The organism is Synechococcus sp. RS9907 (assembly GCF_014279615.1).
In the GTDB taxonomy this organism is placed as follows: domain Bacteria; phylum Cyanobacteriota; class Cyanobacteriia; order PCC-6307; family Cyanobiaceae; genus Parasynechococcus.
In genome coordinates, this window is sequence record NZ_CP047944.1 from 1,527,622 (window position 1) to 1,542,043 (window position 14,422).

A 14,422-nucleotide genomic window follows, 5' to 3' on the forward strand; every position below is an offset into this window, starting at 1 on the left:
CACTACAACGGAACCACAACTGAAGGAGGTGCCATGAGCCGATCAAGGTCGTTCAACCGCTTTCACCGCTACCTGGCGCGGCAGAAACGCCGCGGACTGCGGGCTGTCTTGCCGCAGTTCCAGGACGCCCGTGAGCATCAGGAAAGCTCAGCCAACAACAGCGATGGCGTGCTGCGTCGGCTGAGCTTGCGTGAAATGGAATTGGACCTGATGGAGGCCGAGGCCTGAGCCTCAGCCGCGGTAACCGCCTCCACCACGGGGGCCGCCGGAGCGCTCCCGAGGGGTGGCTTTGCTGACGCGGATCATGCGGCCCATCCACTCCACGTCCTGAAGATCGTCGATGGCTTTCTGCTCATCGGCATCGTTGACCATTTCAACGAAGGCGAAACCGCGTTTGCGGCCGGTCTCACGGTCCAGGGGCAGGCTGCAGTTCTTGACCTCGCCGTACTCACTAAAGAGATCGAAGAGGTGCTCCTGCTCCGCCTGGAACGAAAGATTGCCGATGTAGATGGTCATGGACCGTGGAACCGTTGAACGTGCTCAGTCGCTTGAGCTGGTTCCGAAAGCTCGGAAGGGGCCAGTGCTCAAGCTTGAACCCGATGACGTTACAGGGCAGTCGCACGAATCAACACAAAAAAAAGAAGCAATTGCGAAGACTCGCCAGCAACCGAGCCATCCACTCCATTGTCAGAAGACCCTGACGCAGGAGAGAGATGACATTCGACACCCTTTGTTTCCAAGCCCTGGCCTGGACCGCCGACGGAGAACTGGATCCGCTGGACAAGCTTGTGCTGCTCAACAACTTGATCCGGCAAGCCACGCCGAGCGAGCAGATCGAGCTGATTCAGGTGGTGGAGAAATTGGCTCTGCTTCAGCCCGAGGCCACCGTTCAGGTGAGCCATCTCTGACGGTTTTTTGATCCCCGGGGATCAGAGGCCGTAGGTCTCGGCAGCCTTGGCCTTGCAGGTGGCCTGGGCCGTCTGGATCCCCGCCCCGTTCTGCACCTCGGCGAGGAAACAACGGCAGGTGTCATCCACCATTCCCTCCGGAGGAACGGTCCCAGCCCTATGAAGCTCGGCCTTGACGGCCGTTTTGCAGAACTGGGTGATCAGGCTGTTGTCCGAAGCTGAAGCAGCCAGGGGAGCCGAAAGCAGGCCAACAGCCAGCAGCGCACGCATCAAGAGGCCTTGCTGATTTGCAGTTCGCGGTTCATCACGCGCAGGCGTTGAAGGCTGTTGAACACATCCTCCGGCATGCCCTTGGGAAGATCCACCAGGCTGTGATTGTCAAAAATCTGGATGCGGCCGATCATCCGGCCCTGCAGACCGGTCTCGCCGGCGATGGCACCTACCAGGTTTCCGGGTTTGACCCGATCGCGGTGACCCACCTCAACGCGGTAGCGCTGCATGTTCTCCTCAGGAGCCCGGGCCGGACGCTCGCGCCGCTCACGGCGGTCGCCTGAATGGCGATCGCGGTCGCGGTCGTTGCGACGGGTGTTCTGAATCCAGTCGTCGTCGCCCTTACGCAGCAGGGCATCGGGGCCGATGGCCAGGTTGAGCGCCGCCATGGCCAGCTGCTCGGGGCTGAGCTCAAGTTCCGTGGCCACCCGCTGCATCAACTCCTGGAGCAGGGCCGCTTCATCGGCATCAGGGCGTTGGGATTGGGCCGCATCACTCAAACGCTTGCGCAGGCGGTCCAGCCGTCCCTGGTTGATGGCCGTGTTGCCGGGCACCTCCATCGCTTCGATCGGTTGGCCCGTGGCGCGCTCGAGGTTGCGGATGAAACGGCGTTCCCGTGGAGTCACGAACAGAACCGCTTCTCCGGTGCGTCCAGCCCGGCCCGTCCGGCCGATGCGGTGCACGTAGGCCTCGCTGTCGAACGGCATGTCGTAGTTGATCACCAGGCCGATGCGCTCCACATCGAGACCCCGCGCTGCAACGTCGGTGGCCACCAGGATGTCGACCGATCCACTGCGCAGCCGCTCCACGGTGCGTTCCCTTTGGTTCTGGGGAACGTCGCCATTGAGCACCGCCACCTGATGGCCACCGGCCTCAAGGGTTTCGGCCACGGTCAGGGTGATCGCCTTGGTGCGGGCAAAGATGATCACACCCTCACCACCACAGGCATCGAGAACCCGCTGCAGGGCCTCGAGCTTGTGCGGCATCGGCACCGTGATCGAACGCTGACGGATCCGCTTGCCTTCCTGATCCTTGGTGCGGATCGTGACCTCAGCCGGATCCTTGAGATAACGCTTGGACAGGCGACGGATCTCAGGGGGCATCGTCGCGGAGAACAGCACCACCTGACGCTGCTCAGGCAGCTGATCGAGGATCCACTCCACATCGTCGATGAAGCCCATGCGGAGCATTTCGTCCGCTTCATCGAGCACCAGGCTGCGCAGACCGCTGGTGTCGAGCGTGCCCTGACGCATGTGGTCCATCACCCGGCCGGGGGTGCCCACCACCACATCAACCCCGCGCCTGAGGGCACTGATCTGGGAGCGGAAATCGGTGCCGCCGTACACCGCCAGCACCTTCAGATGGGGATGGCCGGCGGAATAAGCCTTGAACGATTCGGCCACCTGCATCGCCAGCTCCCGTGTGGGGGCGAGCACGAGGGCCTGGGGTGTTTTCTGGCCGCTCTCGAGACGCTCGAGCAACGGCAGGGCAAACGCTGCTGTTTTGCCGGTGCCGGTCTGGGCCTGACCCACCAGATCGCGGCCGAGCATCAGCTCGGGGAAGGCCGCCTTCTGAATGGGGGAAGGTTCGCTGTATCCCTTGTCCGCCAGGGTGCGGAGCAGGGCCTCACTGAAACCAAAACCGGCGAAACCGGATTCCGGTTCAGCCGAAGTGATGGTGGTGGTGAACACCTCAGCATTGGTGTTGGATTCCGGCAGGTCGGACGCAGAAAGATCCACTGCGCAGGCGGAATCGTCGCGCTGCTGTTGCTGTTCAGTCATGAAAGGTGGCTTCGCCTGATTGATCTCTGAAATCAGGCTCACAACCTCCCTGCAACGTAAGAGTTGCGCTCTGGTTGTGTTGCCTACGCTTCAAAGGTTGGCAATCAAGTTATCACCCGGCCGTAATCATCCTGCAGCCGTTCGATGTCGTCTTCCCGCAGATCATCACCGTGCTGAACTTCCAGAATCAGCAGATCTGACCCATCTGCACGGGCGCGATGCACAGCGCCGCAGGGGATCGAGAGCATGACGCCCGCGCTGGCGGTGTGCCAGGTGTCTTCGCAGAGCAGAGCCCCCGAGCCGGACACAACGGTCCAACTTTCGCTGCGATGACGATGCCGCTGCAGGGATAACTGCTGCCCGGCACGAACCAGCAGCCGTTTGACCAAATAGTTGTCCCCCTGGGTCAGCGTTTCGTACCAGCCCCAGGGACGCTCAACCCGCATCAGTCCACCCGCGTCAGATCAGCGTCACCAGATCAAGGCTGGCACGGGCACGGGTGATGGCTGTGTACAGCAATCGGCGTTGATGTTCTGCAGCCGGGCCATCCTCAAGGGGATCTGGCCAGAGCACGATCACCCGATCCGCCTCACTGCCCTGGGCCCGATGGATGGTGAGCGCAACCGCCGGCTCCAGACGCCGCAAACGGGCTGGATGCAAACGGCGCACCTGCAGCTGGCCGTCCGGATCCACCACCTGGAACAACAAGCGTCGTTCAGAGCCTGCCCCGATCACCACCCCGAGGTCACCATTGGCCAAGCCCAGTTCCGGTTGGTTGCTGCCGCAGATCACCGGCAAGCCGATCGGCCAACGCTCGACCCTGCCGGCGGCATTGGCCCCCAGCAGCGTTCGGTGCACATCATCAAGACTCCACGGTCCCCGGCGACGTGGACAGAGCAACAGGTCCTGCTCGAGCAACGCAAACAAAGGCCGGGATGCCGCCATCAGCTCCTGCTCGGTGCAGCGGTCGAGATCAACCGCCAGTGCCTGCAACTGCTGGAGGCGCTGAATCCAGCGCTGGCGCACCAAGGCAGGGAAACGACGCAGGGGCCAGGGATGCACCTGAAGATTGGCCTGCTCAGGCATGGCGGCCAGATCCGCTGCAAAGGCCTCCAGATTCCCCTGGCGCAGCTGTTGCGCCACCTGGGCCAGGGCACCGCGGTTGCGGTAGGTGCGCTCCAAATGCACGGCGCCGGCACCGAAACGACCGCGCACGTCCGGCTGCTGCAGCCGATGCCAAACCGCTCCACTCCCCACCGGCGGCAACTGAGCTGGATCCCCCACCAACAGCAGCCGGCAACCACTGGGCAACGCCTCCAACAGAGCCTGGGTCAAGGCCAGATCCAGCATCGACATCTCGTCGATCACCAGCAGATCCAGCTCCAAGGGACGCTGGCGGTGCCTGCCGAAGCCACGGCTTCCGGCCTCCAACCAGCGGTGGAGGGTGCTGCAGGGCAACGGAGCCCGCTGCGCCATCACCGCCTCCCCCAGGCGCCGGGCCGCCTTGCCGGTGGGGGCCGCCAGACCGATGCGCAGGCCGGGATGGCGGGCTTCCGCCCGGGCCAGAATCTCCACCACCGTGCTGGTTTTGCCCGTGCCCGGACCACCGCTGAGCAGCACAACCGAGGCCTGATCCAGGGCGCGCACGGCGGCGCACTGTTCAGCGTTGAGACGATCCGACAGCTCGGGATCGGCAGCCTCGACGGGTTTGGGAAGCGGAGCATGGGCCCGCTCCACCAGCTCGGCCACCACCTGCTCCATGGCCTGCAACCAGCGGCGCCAGCCCAGCCGATCACCCTGAAGCAGCAGGGGGGAGGCATCCCCCTCCAGCCATCCACTGGCTTGGGCAGCGGCCAGCCGCTCCGGCGTCAGCGCCACCGTCAACTCCCCCTGCTCCAGGGCCAGCACCAGATCGCGGCTGAGCTCCTCCAAAGCGGGGCCATCAGCCCGGGGCGGGATCCGTCGCCGCAGGGCGGCATGGAGTCCGGCCGTGAAGCTGGAGGGCCCGTTGCTGGTTCCCTGGGGCAGCAGCTCCGTCACGCCGGCACCTCCCCCAGGGCTCGATCCAGGGCCGCGATGCGATTGAGCGGCACGGGTTCAACGATGCGCCCCGGCCCAACAGCATTTTCCGGGGTGGCATTCACCGCTCCGGGCATCCCCCGCAGGAAGCAGTAGACGTAACCCCCCAGATGCTGCTCCGGGTCGTAATCCGGCAGCCGCCAACGCAGATGGCGATGCAGAGCCACCAGGTAGAGGTGGGCCTGCAGGGGGTAGTGGTGATGCAACATCTGCTCCTCCATCGCCTCCTGGGAGTAGTGATGCGGACCACAAAGCCCCGGCTCAGCACCGGTGCGCCGTTCACCGATCCAGTTGCTCTTCCAGTCGAGGACCCACCAGCGTTGGTGCTGTGGGTCCTGGAACACCAGATCGATCGAGCCGGTGAGAAAGCCGCGGCTGTTGATCGAGAGCGATGCCAGCGCCGGGCTGTAGGTGCGGCCAAAACGGGCCTCGGCATCACAACCGAAAGCGGCCACCAGATCGGCCGTGCGCACGTGCTGCACAGGCAGATCAAAACTGAGTTCGGGCAGGCGCTGGTGCGGCCCCAGCCGATCCAGCGATAACGCACCCAGCGGTCCCCCCAGGGGCGTCTGCAACACCTGCTCCAACCCCGTCAACACATCGTTCTGAAGATCGGGATCAAGCCCGGCCCGGCGCAACTCGGCGGCGATCAGCTCGAGCCGTTGGCGGGGTTCAGAGGCCTCCGCCGCAGAGAAGGGGAACTGTTCGAGGATCCGGTGCAGACAGTCCCCGGCCCCGGCCCCGCGCGGGAAGGCCGCCAGCGGCCCCGTCTCGGACCATGCCGGTTCTGCCCTCGCCGCCATCAGTTCCAACGCCGATTCCAACGTCGATTCCTCGGCGCCGGGATCGCGATCACGACCCTGTTCATGCAGCTGAACGTCGTCGGATGAGGCAATCCAGGCCGAATAACTGGCCCGGCCCCAACTCCGGTCGATCCGCTTGGGAATGGAACCAAGGGCCAACGGCTCGGCCCGCAGCGGAGACCGCCAACGCTTGCCGCTGGGCAGGCTCTCGACCAGGCCATCGATGCTGATCGGAACCTGTCGCTCCGCCAGGGCTTGGCTCAGCCGCTCATCGGTGAGGCTGTCAATCGCATCCCCAGCGGCCTCAGCTCCGAACAACCAAGCGGGCAAGGGGGAATCCTCCTGGCCGTTGGCCCTGGCCCAGATCAGAACCAACTGGGATTGGGCTCGGGTCACCGCCACATAGGCCAGCCGCTCGGCCTCGGCCGCGGCCTCCCGCTGCGCCTGTTGCACCGCCTGCCAGCCCTCCCCCCAGTGGACATCCACCCGCACCAGGCACTCTCCGGAGCGGGGGTCACGCCAGAGCGGACCGGATACGGCTGGGGGGGACTGCCAGAGGTAGGGGCAGATCACCACCGGATATTCCAGACCCTTGCTGCGGTGGACGGTGACCACGGCGATGGCGCTGTCGGCCTGATCGCTGTGGGGCTGACGAGCCTCAGGCACCGGCTGGCTGGGGTGCAACCGCTCCCTCCGCAACCAATCCGCAGCGGTGGCCACATCAAGCCCCTGGCGGTGCATCGCCTCCTGCACCAGACGTGCCGCCTGCTGCAGATCCCCCAGCATCCGGCCCCGTTCCGACAGCCCCGCCATCTGTTCGCCCTTGAGAAGATCGGCCAGCGCCCCGAGCAGGCCCAACCGCGGCATCGCCTCAGCCAAACCGCGCAACTGCAGCGCCAGCTGATCCAACAGGGCCGGCTCCAGGGCATCGGGCGCGATGGTCATCAGTCCCGAGCAGGCCAGCAGACGCAAGCGAGCGTCATCGCCCGGTTCCGCCAGGGCATCGAGGAACCACTGCAACAGCAGGGCAGCTTCACTGTCGAGCACATCCCCCTGAGTCACCAAGCGGGTGGGGAGTCCGCAGACCCCAAGGGCGCGGCGCAGGTCTTCGGCCTGTTGATGACGACTCACCAGCACGCAGAGATCTGCAGGGGTGAGGTCGTCCCGTTGCTGCAGTTGCTCCAGCACCATCGCGGCGAGCCGCTGGGGCAGCTGTGCTTCTAGGGCACTGCGGCTGGAGGGCGCCTCGGTGGAGAGCAGCAGCAGTTGCAACGCCGGGGCGTCCTGCGGTGGGGTGGCGGAGCTGCGGGGCTGCACCGCGGGCACAGGCAGTTCAGATCGGGGGAGCCCCGGAGCCATCAAGCGGTTCAACCCCTCCATCAGCGGTGCCGTTGTGCGGAAGTTGTCGAGCAGGTGATCGATCCGCTCCACCTGATCCCGCGCTGCCATGTAGGTGGCCAGATCACCACCCCGGAAGCGGTAGATCGCCTGCTTGGGATCCCCCACCATCAGCAGCAGGTGGCGTTCACCACCACCGAAGGCGCGCTGCAGCAGACGCCACTGCACGGGGTCTGTGTCCTGAAACTCATCCACCATCACCGCCCGATAACGCTGTTGCAGAGGAGCAAGCCAGGCAACGTCGCCATCGCCGGGGTCCATGGCAGCCAACAAGCCGCCAAAGGTGATCACCCCGCGGCGGCGACGGCGGCGGTCCAGCTCCTGCAAACCCCGCTCCAGCAGGTACTGCCAGGTGCGCTCAATCGGTGCATCCCAGAGCGCCGCAACAGCGGCCTGCAGAGCCGGCGTCACCAGGCTGGGGTCGGTCTCACCGCACTTGCGCGCGACCTTGCACCAACTGCCGGGGTGGAAGTACTCCTTCAGCGGCTTCTCATGGGCGGCAATCTCCAGCAGTGACGGCACTGCGGTCTGCCCATGCAGCCACTGGTTGATCTGCGCGCAGCGATCGCTCTTGGGCTTGGCCGAATAAGGGGTGGTGGTTCCACAGCCCTGGGCTTTCCACTGCTCGGCCGCCTGACGGAACCCCGCATCCAGGGCGGCATGGTCCCGCTGCCAGAGCGGCACGAAGTCATCCCAGAGCTGCGCAAGCCAGTGCTCTAGCTGTGGGGCAAGGGGCTGGTCGAGATCGATCACCCCATCAATGGACCTGAACCGCGGCTGCTGTTCGCCATCGAGTTGCGCCAAGCCCCTGCGCAGGGTCTGGGGCGAGAGGCCGCGTTGACGCAACGCCTTGAACTGATCCGGCGGCAGGTTGAGCAGCTCCTGTTGCCACAGGTCCTGAACCACCTCGGCCTGGAGCGCGGTGGCGTCGGTGTCCAGCTGAGGCTCCATGGCCGCAGCGTTGCAGAGGGCCAGACGGCGCAGACTCCGGCGGCAGAAGCCGTGGATGGTGGTGATGTCGGCCCGGTCCAACTGCTCCAGGGCCACCAGCAAGCGACGAATCCACCGCTGACGCGCCTCCCCTGGTTCGGAACCCACCAGCCAGTCCGCCAGGACGGGGTCTGGAGCGGAAGCCTCCATCCCCTGCTCCAGCTGCTCGAGACCCTGCAACGCCTGTTGCAGCCGCTGGCCGATGCGGGAGCGCAGCTCTTCGGCCGCCGCATCGGTGAAGGTCACCACCAACAACGCTTCGAGGGCGTGGTCGGCCTCCGTGATTAGCCGCAGGCAGAGATGCGCCAGAGCAAAGGTTTTGCCGGTGCCAGCGCTGGCCTCAAGCAGGCGGACCCCAGGGCCGAGGGGGTAGGTGTTGGCAACGAAGCGCTGGGCCATGAATGGAGTCTGCTCAACTTCGGCCTCAAAACCAGTGTTAACTTCCATGAAGCAGCCGGCGAAAGCTGCGAACTGGACTGGGTGTTGTCACACCCCAGAACAGAAGACGACCTGAGCGGGGGCCTGAAGAACCCTCGCTTTTTTATTGGCTTGTGAACGGATGCAACCCAACCCTTGAGAGAACAGGGGCTTGTGCGGGTGCGGGGCCATCAGGCCAACACGTTGGTGAAAGCCACCGGCCTGTTGTGTCCCCCGAACGTCGTCAGAAATTGGCCCAGCTGCTGGTGCGCAAAGCCGCCGCTGTTGAAAGCATCAACCAGGAACATCGGGCCTACTTCTTCCGCCGTCAGGCCGGCGAGCCCATGGTGATTTCCAACGAACGCATGCGCGAAATGCTCGACGAGCTGTTCGACTAACGCAGCTGGGCCAGAAGCGGGCCATACAGCAGCCGACACGCCTCCTGGAATCCGGCCTGATCCATCAATTGCTCCGCAGCAATCTCCGTGCCGAAGCAGAGCTGCATCACCGGGGTTGCCCCTTCCTCCTGCCAGATCTTGCGGAAGTCCTGCGGTCCCTCCCCCGGTTTGCGCCGGTCTTTGGCCACCATCTGCCAGCCGCTCTTCGGGGGAACCGGCCAGCACCGCTCCAGCCCCTGATGCGCCAGCCGAGCCAGCTGCTGCAGCTGGTGCTCGGCTTCAGCCACCGGCAACGCCGACCAGCGCAGGTGCACCTCGGCGCCGGCAACCCGGGTGCTGCGGGCCACCACCGCTGAGCCGGCAGCAGGAGCCAATCCCTCAGCGCACAGCAACAGGTGCTGCAACCAGCCGCGCATCACCGCCGCGGCCGTGAGCATGCCGGGCTGCACCACCACCTGGGTGTCACCGGCGTAGAGCAGGGGCATCGGCAGGCCGGCGAGCACAGGCACCTCCCGGCGGCAGGGACCAAGCGATGCCAGCTGCCGTTGCAGGGCCTGCCAACGCTGCTGCAGTTCCTCCTGCTCAAGGGCCGCACCAGCCCCCGCCGGCAACACACCCTGGCCAGCCAGCGACGCCGTCCAATCCGGAGCCGATCCAAGAATGAACTGCTCCTCAAGCTCGTGGTTGAGCAGCAGATAGCGCTGCAGGCCCTCCAACTCGAGCGCCTCGAGATCCTCCACCGCCTCAATGCCTTCCCCAGGCCGCAACCCCCGTGCCTGCAACCAGGCCTTCTGGGGCTGCTGCATCCAGGCCAGCAAGGCTTCAGGGTCCAAGACCAGGTCGTCTCGGTCACGTCCCTCGGCCTCTGCCTCGTCATCGACATCGACATCGACATCGACATCGTTCAGGTCTTGCTGCCAGAGCGATGCCCAAGCCAGCCCCTGGACCTGGGCCGAGGCCGGAACACGATCCAGGCAGCGCCGGGCCTCCAGCTGGCGGCGATCACAACTGAGCGGCGCCTCGGGCCGGAAGTTCTCACGGGAGAGGGGGTTCGCCGCCGGCGTGATCAACAACCCCTCCGTGGAGGCACCGGCCCGTTGCAACTGCTCCTGCAGCACCGCAAGCCACTGCTCCACCGGCGCAGCAGGCGGCTGGGGCTCACCGGTGCGCTCTAGCCGCCCGCACCAGCTGATCAGCAGATGACGGCGTGCCGACATCAAGGCCTCCAGCAGCACGTAGCGGTCCTGGTCGCTGCTCCGGGGATCCCCCAGGCGCCGTTGCTGCTCGAGCAGGTGAAAACCAGGCCGGCGACTCGGGCGCGGAAAGTCGGCGCTGTCGAGGCCCATCAAGACAACCACCTTGTGGGGAATCGCCCGCATCGGCTCCAGGGCACTGATGGTGAGGGCGCCACTGCGGTGACCGAAGCGACCGCTGTCCACCGACAAGGCCTCCTGCAGCACCTCCAAGGCCACGGCTGCATCGAGGTCCAGGGGGCAGTCTTGGGCCCGCAATCGCCACTCCTCAAGGGCCGCCGCCCAGCTCTGCGACTCATCGGACCAGGCCCCACCCTCAGCGAACAGCTCCTGCAACAGGGTCTGCAGCAGCTGCACCCAGTCATGGCACGGCCGGGGCTGCCTGAGGCGATCGAGCATCCGCGCCAAACGGTCCAGCAGCGTCCACCAGCGCACCAGGCGATCGGGATCCAGCTCCTGCTGAAACGGTGCCGCCCCTGCTGGAGCCAGGCCCGGCTCCACCGGCAGCACCAGGCCCAGCAGCCAACGGTCGAGACACCAACGCAGGCTGTGCACCTCGTCCCCGCCCCGCTCGCGGGCATCCAAGCCCCAGCGAAAACCGCTGCGTTGCAGCGTCTGGGTGATCAGCACCGCCTCCTCCGGCGTGAGTCCCTGCTGGCCCTGCAGGGCCGGATTGGCCAGCAGACGTTCCAGCCCCGTGGCGGTGAGGCGTGTGGCCGCCAGCTCCAGCAGCGTGAACATCGCCATCGACAACCCCGGACTGCTCTGCTGACTGCGGTCGGTGAGGCGCCAGGGCAAATCGACACCGATGGCCGCCGTGTCGTTGAACACGGAGCTGAGCAGCGGTGCATAGCGCTCAATCTGCGGCGTCATCACCAGCACATCGCGGGGCGCGAGATCGGGATCGGCCGCCAGCCACTGCAGGATGCGATCACGCACCAGTTGCACCTCCCGCCAAGGTCCCGGCGCCGCTTGAAACAGCAGCGACTGGTCGTCGGAGGAACGCTCCAATGCGGCGACGCTGTCGGCATCCACCAGCTGCTGCTGAAGCTGATCGAGCAGGGTGGGCTGGCGCTCTTCCGCTGCGGCCATCTGCAGAGAACCTGCAAACAGATCCCCTTCGCGTCGCTCCCCCAGCTGCGCTTCACCGGAGCCCTCCAGCAACTGCTGAAATTCGGCACCCATCCGCCCAAGAACGGCCTCCAGGCGCGGCGCCTCCGCCAACCACCCCCCATCGGGCGGAACCAGCCAGTCATCCCCGAGCGAGGCACGCCGACTGCCGCAGCGTTGCCACAGATCCGGACACGGGGTGAGCAGGTAGATCTCCACCTCCAGCAGACCGGACAAGGCCTGAATCAGATCCACCTGCACCGGTGCGAGAGCACTGATGCCAAACAGCCGCAGCCGATCTGGCAGCAGGGCTGGATCAACGTCTCCTCGCCGGAGCCGATCGACGGCCTCACGCACCTGCAGGCCAAAGGGAGCCCGGGGAAGCCGTTGGGCCAGCAATCGCCAGAGCACGGGCTGCCAGTCGTCATCGGGCCGCGGCCGTTTCCACTGCTCCAGTTGATCGGGGCGGTAGAGGGCGTAATCGTCCATGGCATCGGCGATGGTGCGTGCCAGCTGCCAACGGTCCCGCGTCAACCCCGAGGCGGTTCCTTCACGCTGGGTAAGCCAGGTCCGTAGCGGCTGGGCGACGGGCTGCTCCAACAGCTCCGGCAGCAGCTCGAGCACAGCCCACACCAGCTGGCCCGCCCGCCAGGGATCGTCCTCCTGCGCGGGGAGATGCAGCACCTGGCGCACCAACTGCCGCAGGCGACTACCCGGGAAGGGGAAGCGCACCAGGGAACTGATGCCGTTGGCCGTGGCCAGCTGTTCCCCCAACCATCGGCTGGTGGGCCAGGTGTTGACCATCACCTCCACCGTTTCCAGGGGGCCCGGCTGCTGCTCGATCAACTGACGGGAGAGCAAGCGAGCCAGAAATTCAGCCCTGTTGCTTCGGTAAACCGTCAGCAAGGGCCAACTCCAGCCAGCACGGCATCGGTTGCCGCTCCTTCAACCTGAACGACCGCATCGGTTTGCGGGCAGTAGGCCGATAAACAACCGCCGTAGACCGCACCGGTGTCGATCAGAACGATCTCGCCGAGGCGTTCCACCTGGGGGCGGGGCGTATGGCCCACAACAACCTGGCCAAAACGACCGTCATAGGCCTCCCAGAAGGGATCACGAATGGAGAGATCCGGTTGACCCGCTGCATCGAACCCGGCATGGGTGGCGCACCAACCGTCACCGCGATAGACGAGCGGAAGCTGTTGCAGGCGCGGCAACCATTGGCGAGCGCTGCTGTCACCCAACTGGGCATAGGTGGCGTGCTGACTCAAGCCGTCCCTGGATTCCAGGGCATCAATGAGGTCTTGCTCATGGTTCCCGCGCAGCCACGTGGCACGGCCGGCCTGGACCAGATCCCAGACCAGATTCATCGTGGCGGGAATGGCCTCACCACGGTTGATCACATCCCCGCAGAAGACCAGATGGTCGTTCGGCGGCAGGGTGGCGAGCAGTTGGCATAGGGGCTGATGGCAGCCATGCACATCTCCAATCACCCAGTGCCGGCGGCTGTGCAGGTTCAAAGCAACAACCTGGAGATGCGTCAATTCTGATGCTCAGCCAGGCAGCGCCAAGAATCCGGCATGCAGATCAGAACAAACCGAGAAAGCGCTTGCGCTCCTTGGGTTGGCTCGGGTCTGGCTTGGGTTTTTCGGGGGTTTCCCGGCGGTAGCGGGGCTTGGCATCACCAACGGTGACCAGAGGATCGTTGTTCTTGAACCAGATCCAGTCGCGAATCGGCGGCGTCTCCGTGAGATCACGGCGGGTCAGCCCCAACCCCAGCTTTGCTGAAGCCCCCAGCAGGATGTCCACCATCGCGTCCCCGTCGGGACAGGTGGCCAAAGCCTTGTTGGTTTTCTCCGCACCATCGAGGGCCTGCACCAGGAGTGCAATGCGCTGCTGAACCGGAAGGGAACTGGGATTCATCAGACGGCACCGGCAAGGGCATCGGGAATCCCCGCGGAGGGAGCTTCAAAGGTCCCCACAGCCACGTACTCCAAGCGCAGTTTGAGGAAGGTGATGAAGGTGGGATCGGTGGACACCACAGCGGCAGCGGGCTGGGGAATGGTTGCCTTGAGCTCAGCCAGCTCAGGGGAAGACAGGAAAGCCGGTTGCTTCACCAGCCAGAAATCGATGGTCTTACCGGTTTCGGCGTAGTTGCGTTGGCGCTCCCGCAGCACTTCCTCCAACGGCTCCTCCACGGTGAGGAAGCGCTCGCTGGCTGCAACGAAGTGGTAGGTGGTCATCCGGGCGCCTGTCCGAAAAGGGGATCAAGGCGGGGATTCTGAACCAAGACCTTCATATCCCGCACAGCCTGTTGCAGTCCGACGGCGACAGAGCGGGCCACGATCGTGTGGCCAATGTTGAGTTCTTCCATCCCAGGAATGGCCGCGATGGGCTCAACGTTCTGATAGGTGAGGCCATGGCCGGCATTGACCCGCAGACCGAGCTGCCGGGCGATGGCCGTCCCCTCCTGCAAGCGCGCCAGCTCCTTGGGCTGGGTGCTCCACTCGGCATCGGCATAGCGCCCCGTGTGCAATTCCACCCAGCAGGCCCCCGTGGCTTTGCAAGCCTGGAGCTGGGTAGCCTCCGGATCCACAAACAGACTCACAGGTATCCCGGCAGCCTGAAGGGTGTGCACCATGCCCCCCAAGGAGGCCTCTTGTCCGGCCACATCCAGGCCCCCCTCAGTGGTGACCTCCTCCCGCCGTTCCGGCACCAGGGTGACCATGTCGGGCTTGATCCGCAGCGCAATCGCCACCATCTCGTCGGTGGCGGCCATTTCCAGGTTGAGGCGGGAGCGCACGGTCTGGCGCAGCAACTCGACATCCCGATCCTGGATGTGACGCCTGTCTTCCCTCAGATGCACGGTGATCCCATCGGCCCCACCGAGTTCGGCCAGCAGTGCCATTGACACCGGGTCTGGCTCGACGGTCCGCCGCGCTTCACGGATGTTGGCGATGTGGTCGATATTGACGCCGAGGCTGGCCATGACGGGGCAGTCGTTGGCCGGATCCT

General features: G+C 65.3%; 14 protein-coding genes. 3 read left to right on the forward strand and 11 right to left on the reverse strand.

Annotation, left to right across the window (positions count from 1 at the left end; all coding sequences use genetic code 11):
• Positions 1 to 33 precede the first annotated feature (33 nt).
• Complete coding sequence (locus SynRS9907_RS08405; protein ID WP_188020665.1) at positions 34 to 228, forward strand: hypothetical protein; 195 nt, start codon at positions 34 to 36, stop codon at positions 226 to 228.
• Between the two features lie 3 nt (positions 229 to 231).
• Here the strand turns inward: SynRS9907_RS08405 and SynRS9907_RS08410 are convergent, their stop codons facing one another.
• The gene (locus SynRS9907_RS08410) at positions 232 to 516 is read right to left on the reverse strand and encodes an RNA-binding protein (RefSeq protein WP_186510316.1); all 285 of its coding nucleotides are present in this window, start codon (positions 514 to 516) and stop codon (positions 232 to 234) included.
• A gap of 197 nt (positions 517 to 713) precedes the next feature.
• Between SynRS9907_RS08410 and SynRS9907_RS08415 the strand changes: the two genes are divergently transcribed.
• Positions 714 to 908 carry a hypothetical protein gene (locus SynRS9907_RS08415; RefSeq protein WP_188020666.1) on the forward strand — a complete coding sequence of 65 codons (195 nt, stop codon included), beginning with the start codon at positions 714 to 716 and terminating at the stop codon, positions 906 to 908.
• A gap of 21 nt (positions 909 to 929) precedes the next feature.
• On the opposite strand, the gene SynRS9907_RS08420 is transcribed toward SynRS9907_RS08415, so the two are convergent.
• From SynRS9907_RS08420 to SynRS9907_RS08440, 5 genes are all read right to left on the reverse strand, one after another.
• Complete coding sequence (locus SynRS9907_RS08420) at positions 930 to 1,178, reverse strand: hypothetical protein (RefSeq protein WP_188020667.1); 249 nt, start codon at positions 1,176 to 1,178, stop codon at positions 930 to 932.
• The gene (locus tag SynRS9907_RS08425; RefSeq protein ID WP_115162210.1) at positions 1,178 to 2,959 is read right to left on the reverse strand and encodes a DEAD/DEAH box helicase; all 1,782 of its coding nucleotides are present in this window, start codon (positions 2,957 to 2,959) and stop codon (positions 1,178 to 1,180) included. The genes SynRS9907_RS08420 and SynRS9907_RS08425 overlap by 1 nt, the downstream gene beginning before the upstream one ends.
• Before the next feature lie 104 nt (positions 2,960 to 3,063).
• Entirely contained in the window at positions 3,064 to 3,405 is a 342-nt protein-coding gene (locus SynRS9907_RS08430) for a phosphomannose isomerase type II C-terminal cupin domain (RefSeq protein ID WP_188020668.1), read from the reverse strand.
• A 13-nt stretch (positions 3,406 to 3,418) separates the two neighbouring features.
• Positions 3,419 to 4,999 carry an ATP-dependent RecD-like DNA helicase gene (locus tag SynRS9907_RS08435; protein ID WP_188020669.1) on the reverse strand — a complete coding sequence of 527 codons (1,581 nt, stop codon included), beginning with the start codon at positions 4,997 to 4,999 and terminating at the stop codon, positions 3,419 to 3,421.
• Entirely contained in the window at positions 4,996 to 8,676 is a 3,681-nt protein-coding gene (locus SynRS9907_RS08440; RefSeq protein ID WP_255445834.1) for a UvrD-helicase domain-containing protein, read from the reverse strand. Before SynRS9907_RS08440 ends, SynRS9907_RS08435 begins: the two co-directional genes overlap by 4 nt.
• Before the next feature lie 197 nt (positions 8,677 to 8,873).
• Between SynRS9907_RS08440 and SynRS9907_RS14050 the strand changes: the two genes are divergently transcribed.
• On the forward strand, positions 8,874 to 9,044 hold the full coding sequence (locus SynRS9907_RS14050; RefSeq protein WP_006851171.1) for a hypothetical protein: 171 nt from the start codon (positions 8,874 to 8,876) through the stop codon (positions 9,042 to 9,044).
• Here the strand turns inward: SynRS9907_RS14050 and SynRS9907_RS08450 are convergent.
• From SynRS9907_RS08450 to SynRS9907_RS08470, 5 genes are all read right to left on the reverse strand, one after another.
• A complete protein-coding gene (locus SynRS9907_RS08450) occupies positions 9,041 to 12,313 on the reverse strand; it encodes an exodeoxyribonuclease V subunit gamma (protein ID WP_188020670.1) in 3,273 nt (1,090 codons plus the stop codon). The two genes, SynRS9907_RS14050 and SynRS9907_RS08450, sit on opposite strands and share 4 nt — an antisense overlap.
• On the reverse strand, positions 12,307 to 12,927 hold the full coding sequence (locus tag SynRS9907_RS08455) for a metallophosphoesterase (RefSeq protein ID WP_188022407.1): 621 nt from the start codon (positions 12,925 to 12,927) through the stop codon (positions 12,307 to 12,309). The genes SynRS9907_RS08450 and SynRS9907_RS08455 overlap by 7 nt, the downstream gene beginning before the upstream one ends.
• A 67-nt stretch (positions 12,928 to 12,994) precedes the next feature.
• Positions 12,995 to 13,330: a hypothetical protein gene (locus SynRS9907_RS08460; protein WP_114987829.1), complete on the reverse strand. Its 336-nt coding sequence runs from the start codon at positions 13,328 to 13,330 to the stop codon at positions 12,995 to 12,997.
• Complete coding sequence (locus SynRS9907_RS08465; RefSeq protein ID WP_114987831.1) at positions 13,330 to 13,650, reverse strand: MgPME-cyclase complex family protein; 321 nt, start codon at positions 13,648 to 13,650, stop codon at positions 13,330 to 13,332. The genes SynRS9907_RS08460 and SynRS9907_RS08465 overlap by 1 nt, the downstream gene beginning before the upstream one ends.
• Positions 13,647 to 14,396 carry a pyridoxine 5'-phosphate synthase gene (locus SynRS9907_RS08470; protein ID WP_188020671.1) on the reverse strand — a complete coding sequence of 250 codons (750 nt, stop codon included), beginning with the start codon at positions 14,394 to 14,396 and terminating at the stop codon, positions 13,647 to 13,649. The genes SynRS9907_RS08465 and SynRS9907_RS08470 overlap by 4 nt, the downstream gene beginning before the upstream one ends.
• Positions 14,397 to 14,422 lie beyond the last annotated feature (26 nt).

Excerpts from the sequence above, each read along its gene's own strand:
- SynRS9907_RS08405 (WP_188020665.1), top strand. The coding sequence starts at position 34 with ATGAGCCGATCAAGGTCGTTCAACCGCTTTCACCGCTACCTGGCGCGG.
- SynRS9907_RS08410 (WP_186510316.1), bottom strand. The coding sequence starts at position 516 with ATGACCATCTACATCGGCAATCTTTCGTTCCAGGCGGAGCAGGAGCAC.
- SynRS9907_RS08415 (WP_188020666.1), top strand. The coding sequence starts at position 714 with ATGACATTCGACACCCTTTGTTTCCAAGCCCTGGCCTGGACCGCCGAC.
- SynRS9907_RS08420 (WP_188020667.1), bottom strand. The coding sequence starts at position 1,178 with ATGCGTGCGCTGCTGGCTGTTGGCCTGCTTTCGGCTCCCCTGGCTGCT.
- SynRS9907_RS08425 (WP_115162210.1), bottom strand. The coding sequence starts at position 2,959 with ATGACTGAACAGCAACAGCAGCGCGACGATTCCGCCTGCGCAGTGGAT.
- SynRS9907_RS08430 (WP_188020668.1), bottom strand. The coding sequence starts at position 3,405 with ATGCGGGTTGAGCGTCCCTGGGGCTGGTACGAAACGCTGACCCAGGGG.
- SynRS9907_RS08440 (WP_255445834.1), bottom strand. The coding sequence starts at position 8,676 with ATGGAAGTTAACACTGGTTTTGAGGCCGAAGTTGAGCAGACTCCATTC.
- SynRS9907_RS08460 (WP_114987829.1), bottom strand. The coding sequence starts at position 13,330 with ATGAATCCCAGTTCCCTTCCGGTTCAGCAGCGCATTGCACTCCTGGTG.
- SynRS9907_RS08465 (WP_114987831.1), bottom strand. The coding sequence starts at position 13,650 with ATGACCACCTACCACTTCGTTGCAGCCAGCGAGCGCTTCCTCACCGTG.
- SynRS9907_RS08470 (WP_188020671.1), bottom strand. The coding sequence starts at position 14,396 with ATGGCCAGCCTCGGCGTCAATATCGACCACATCGCCAACATCCGTGAA.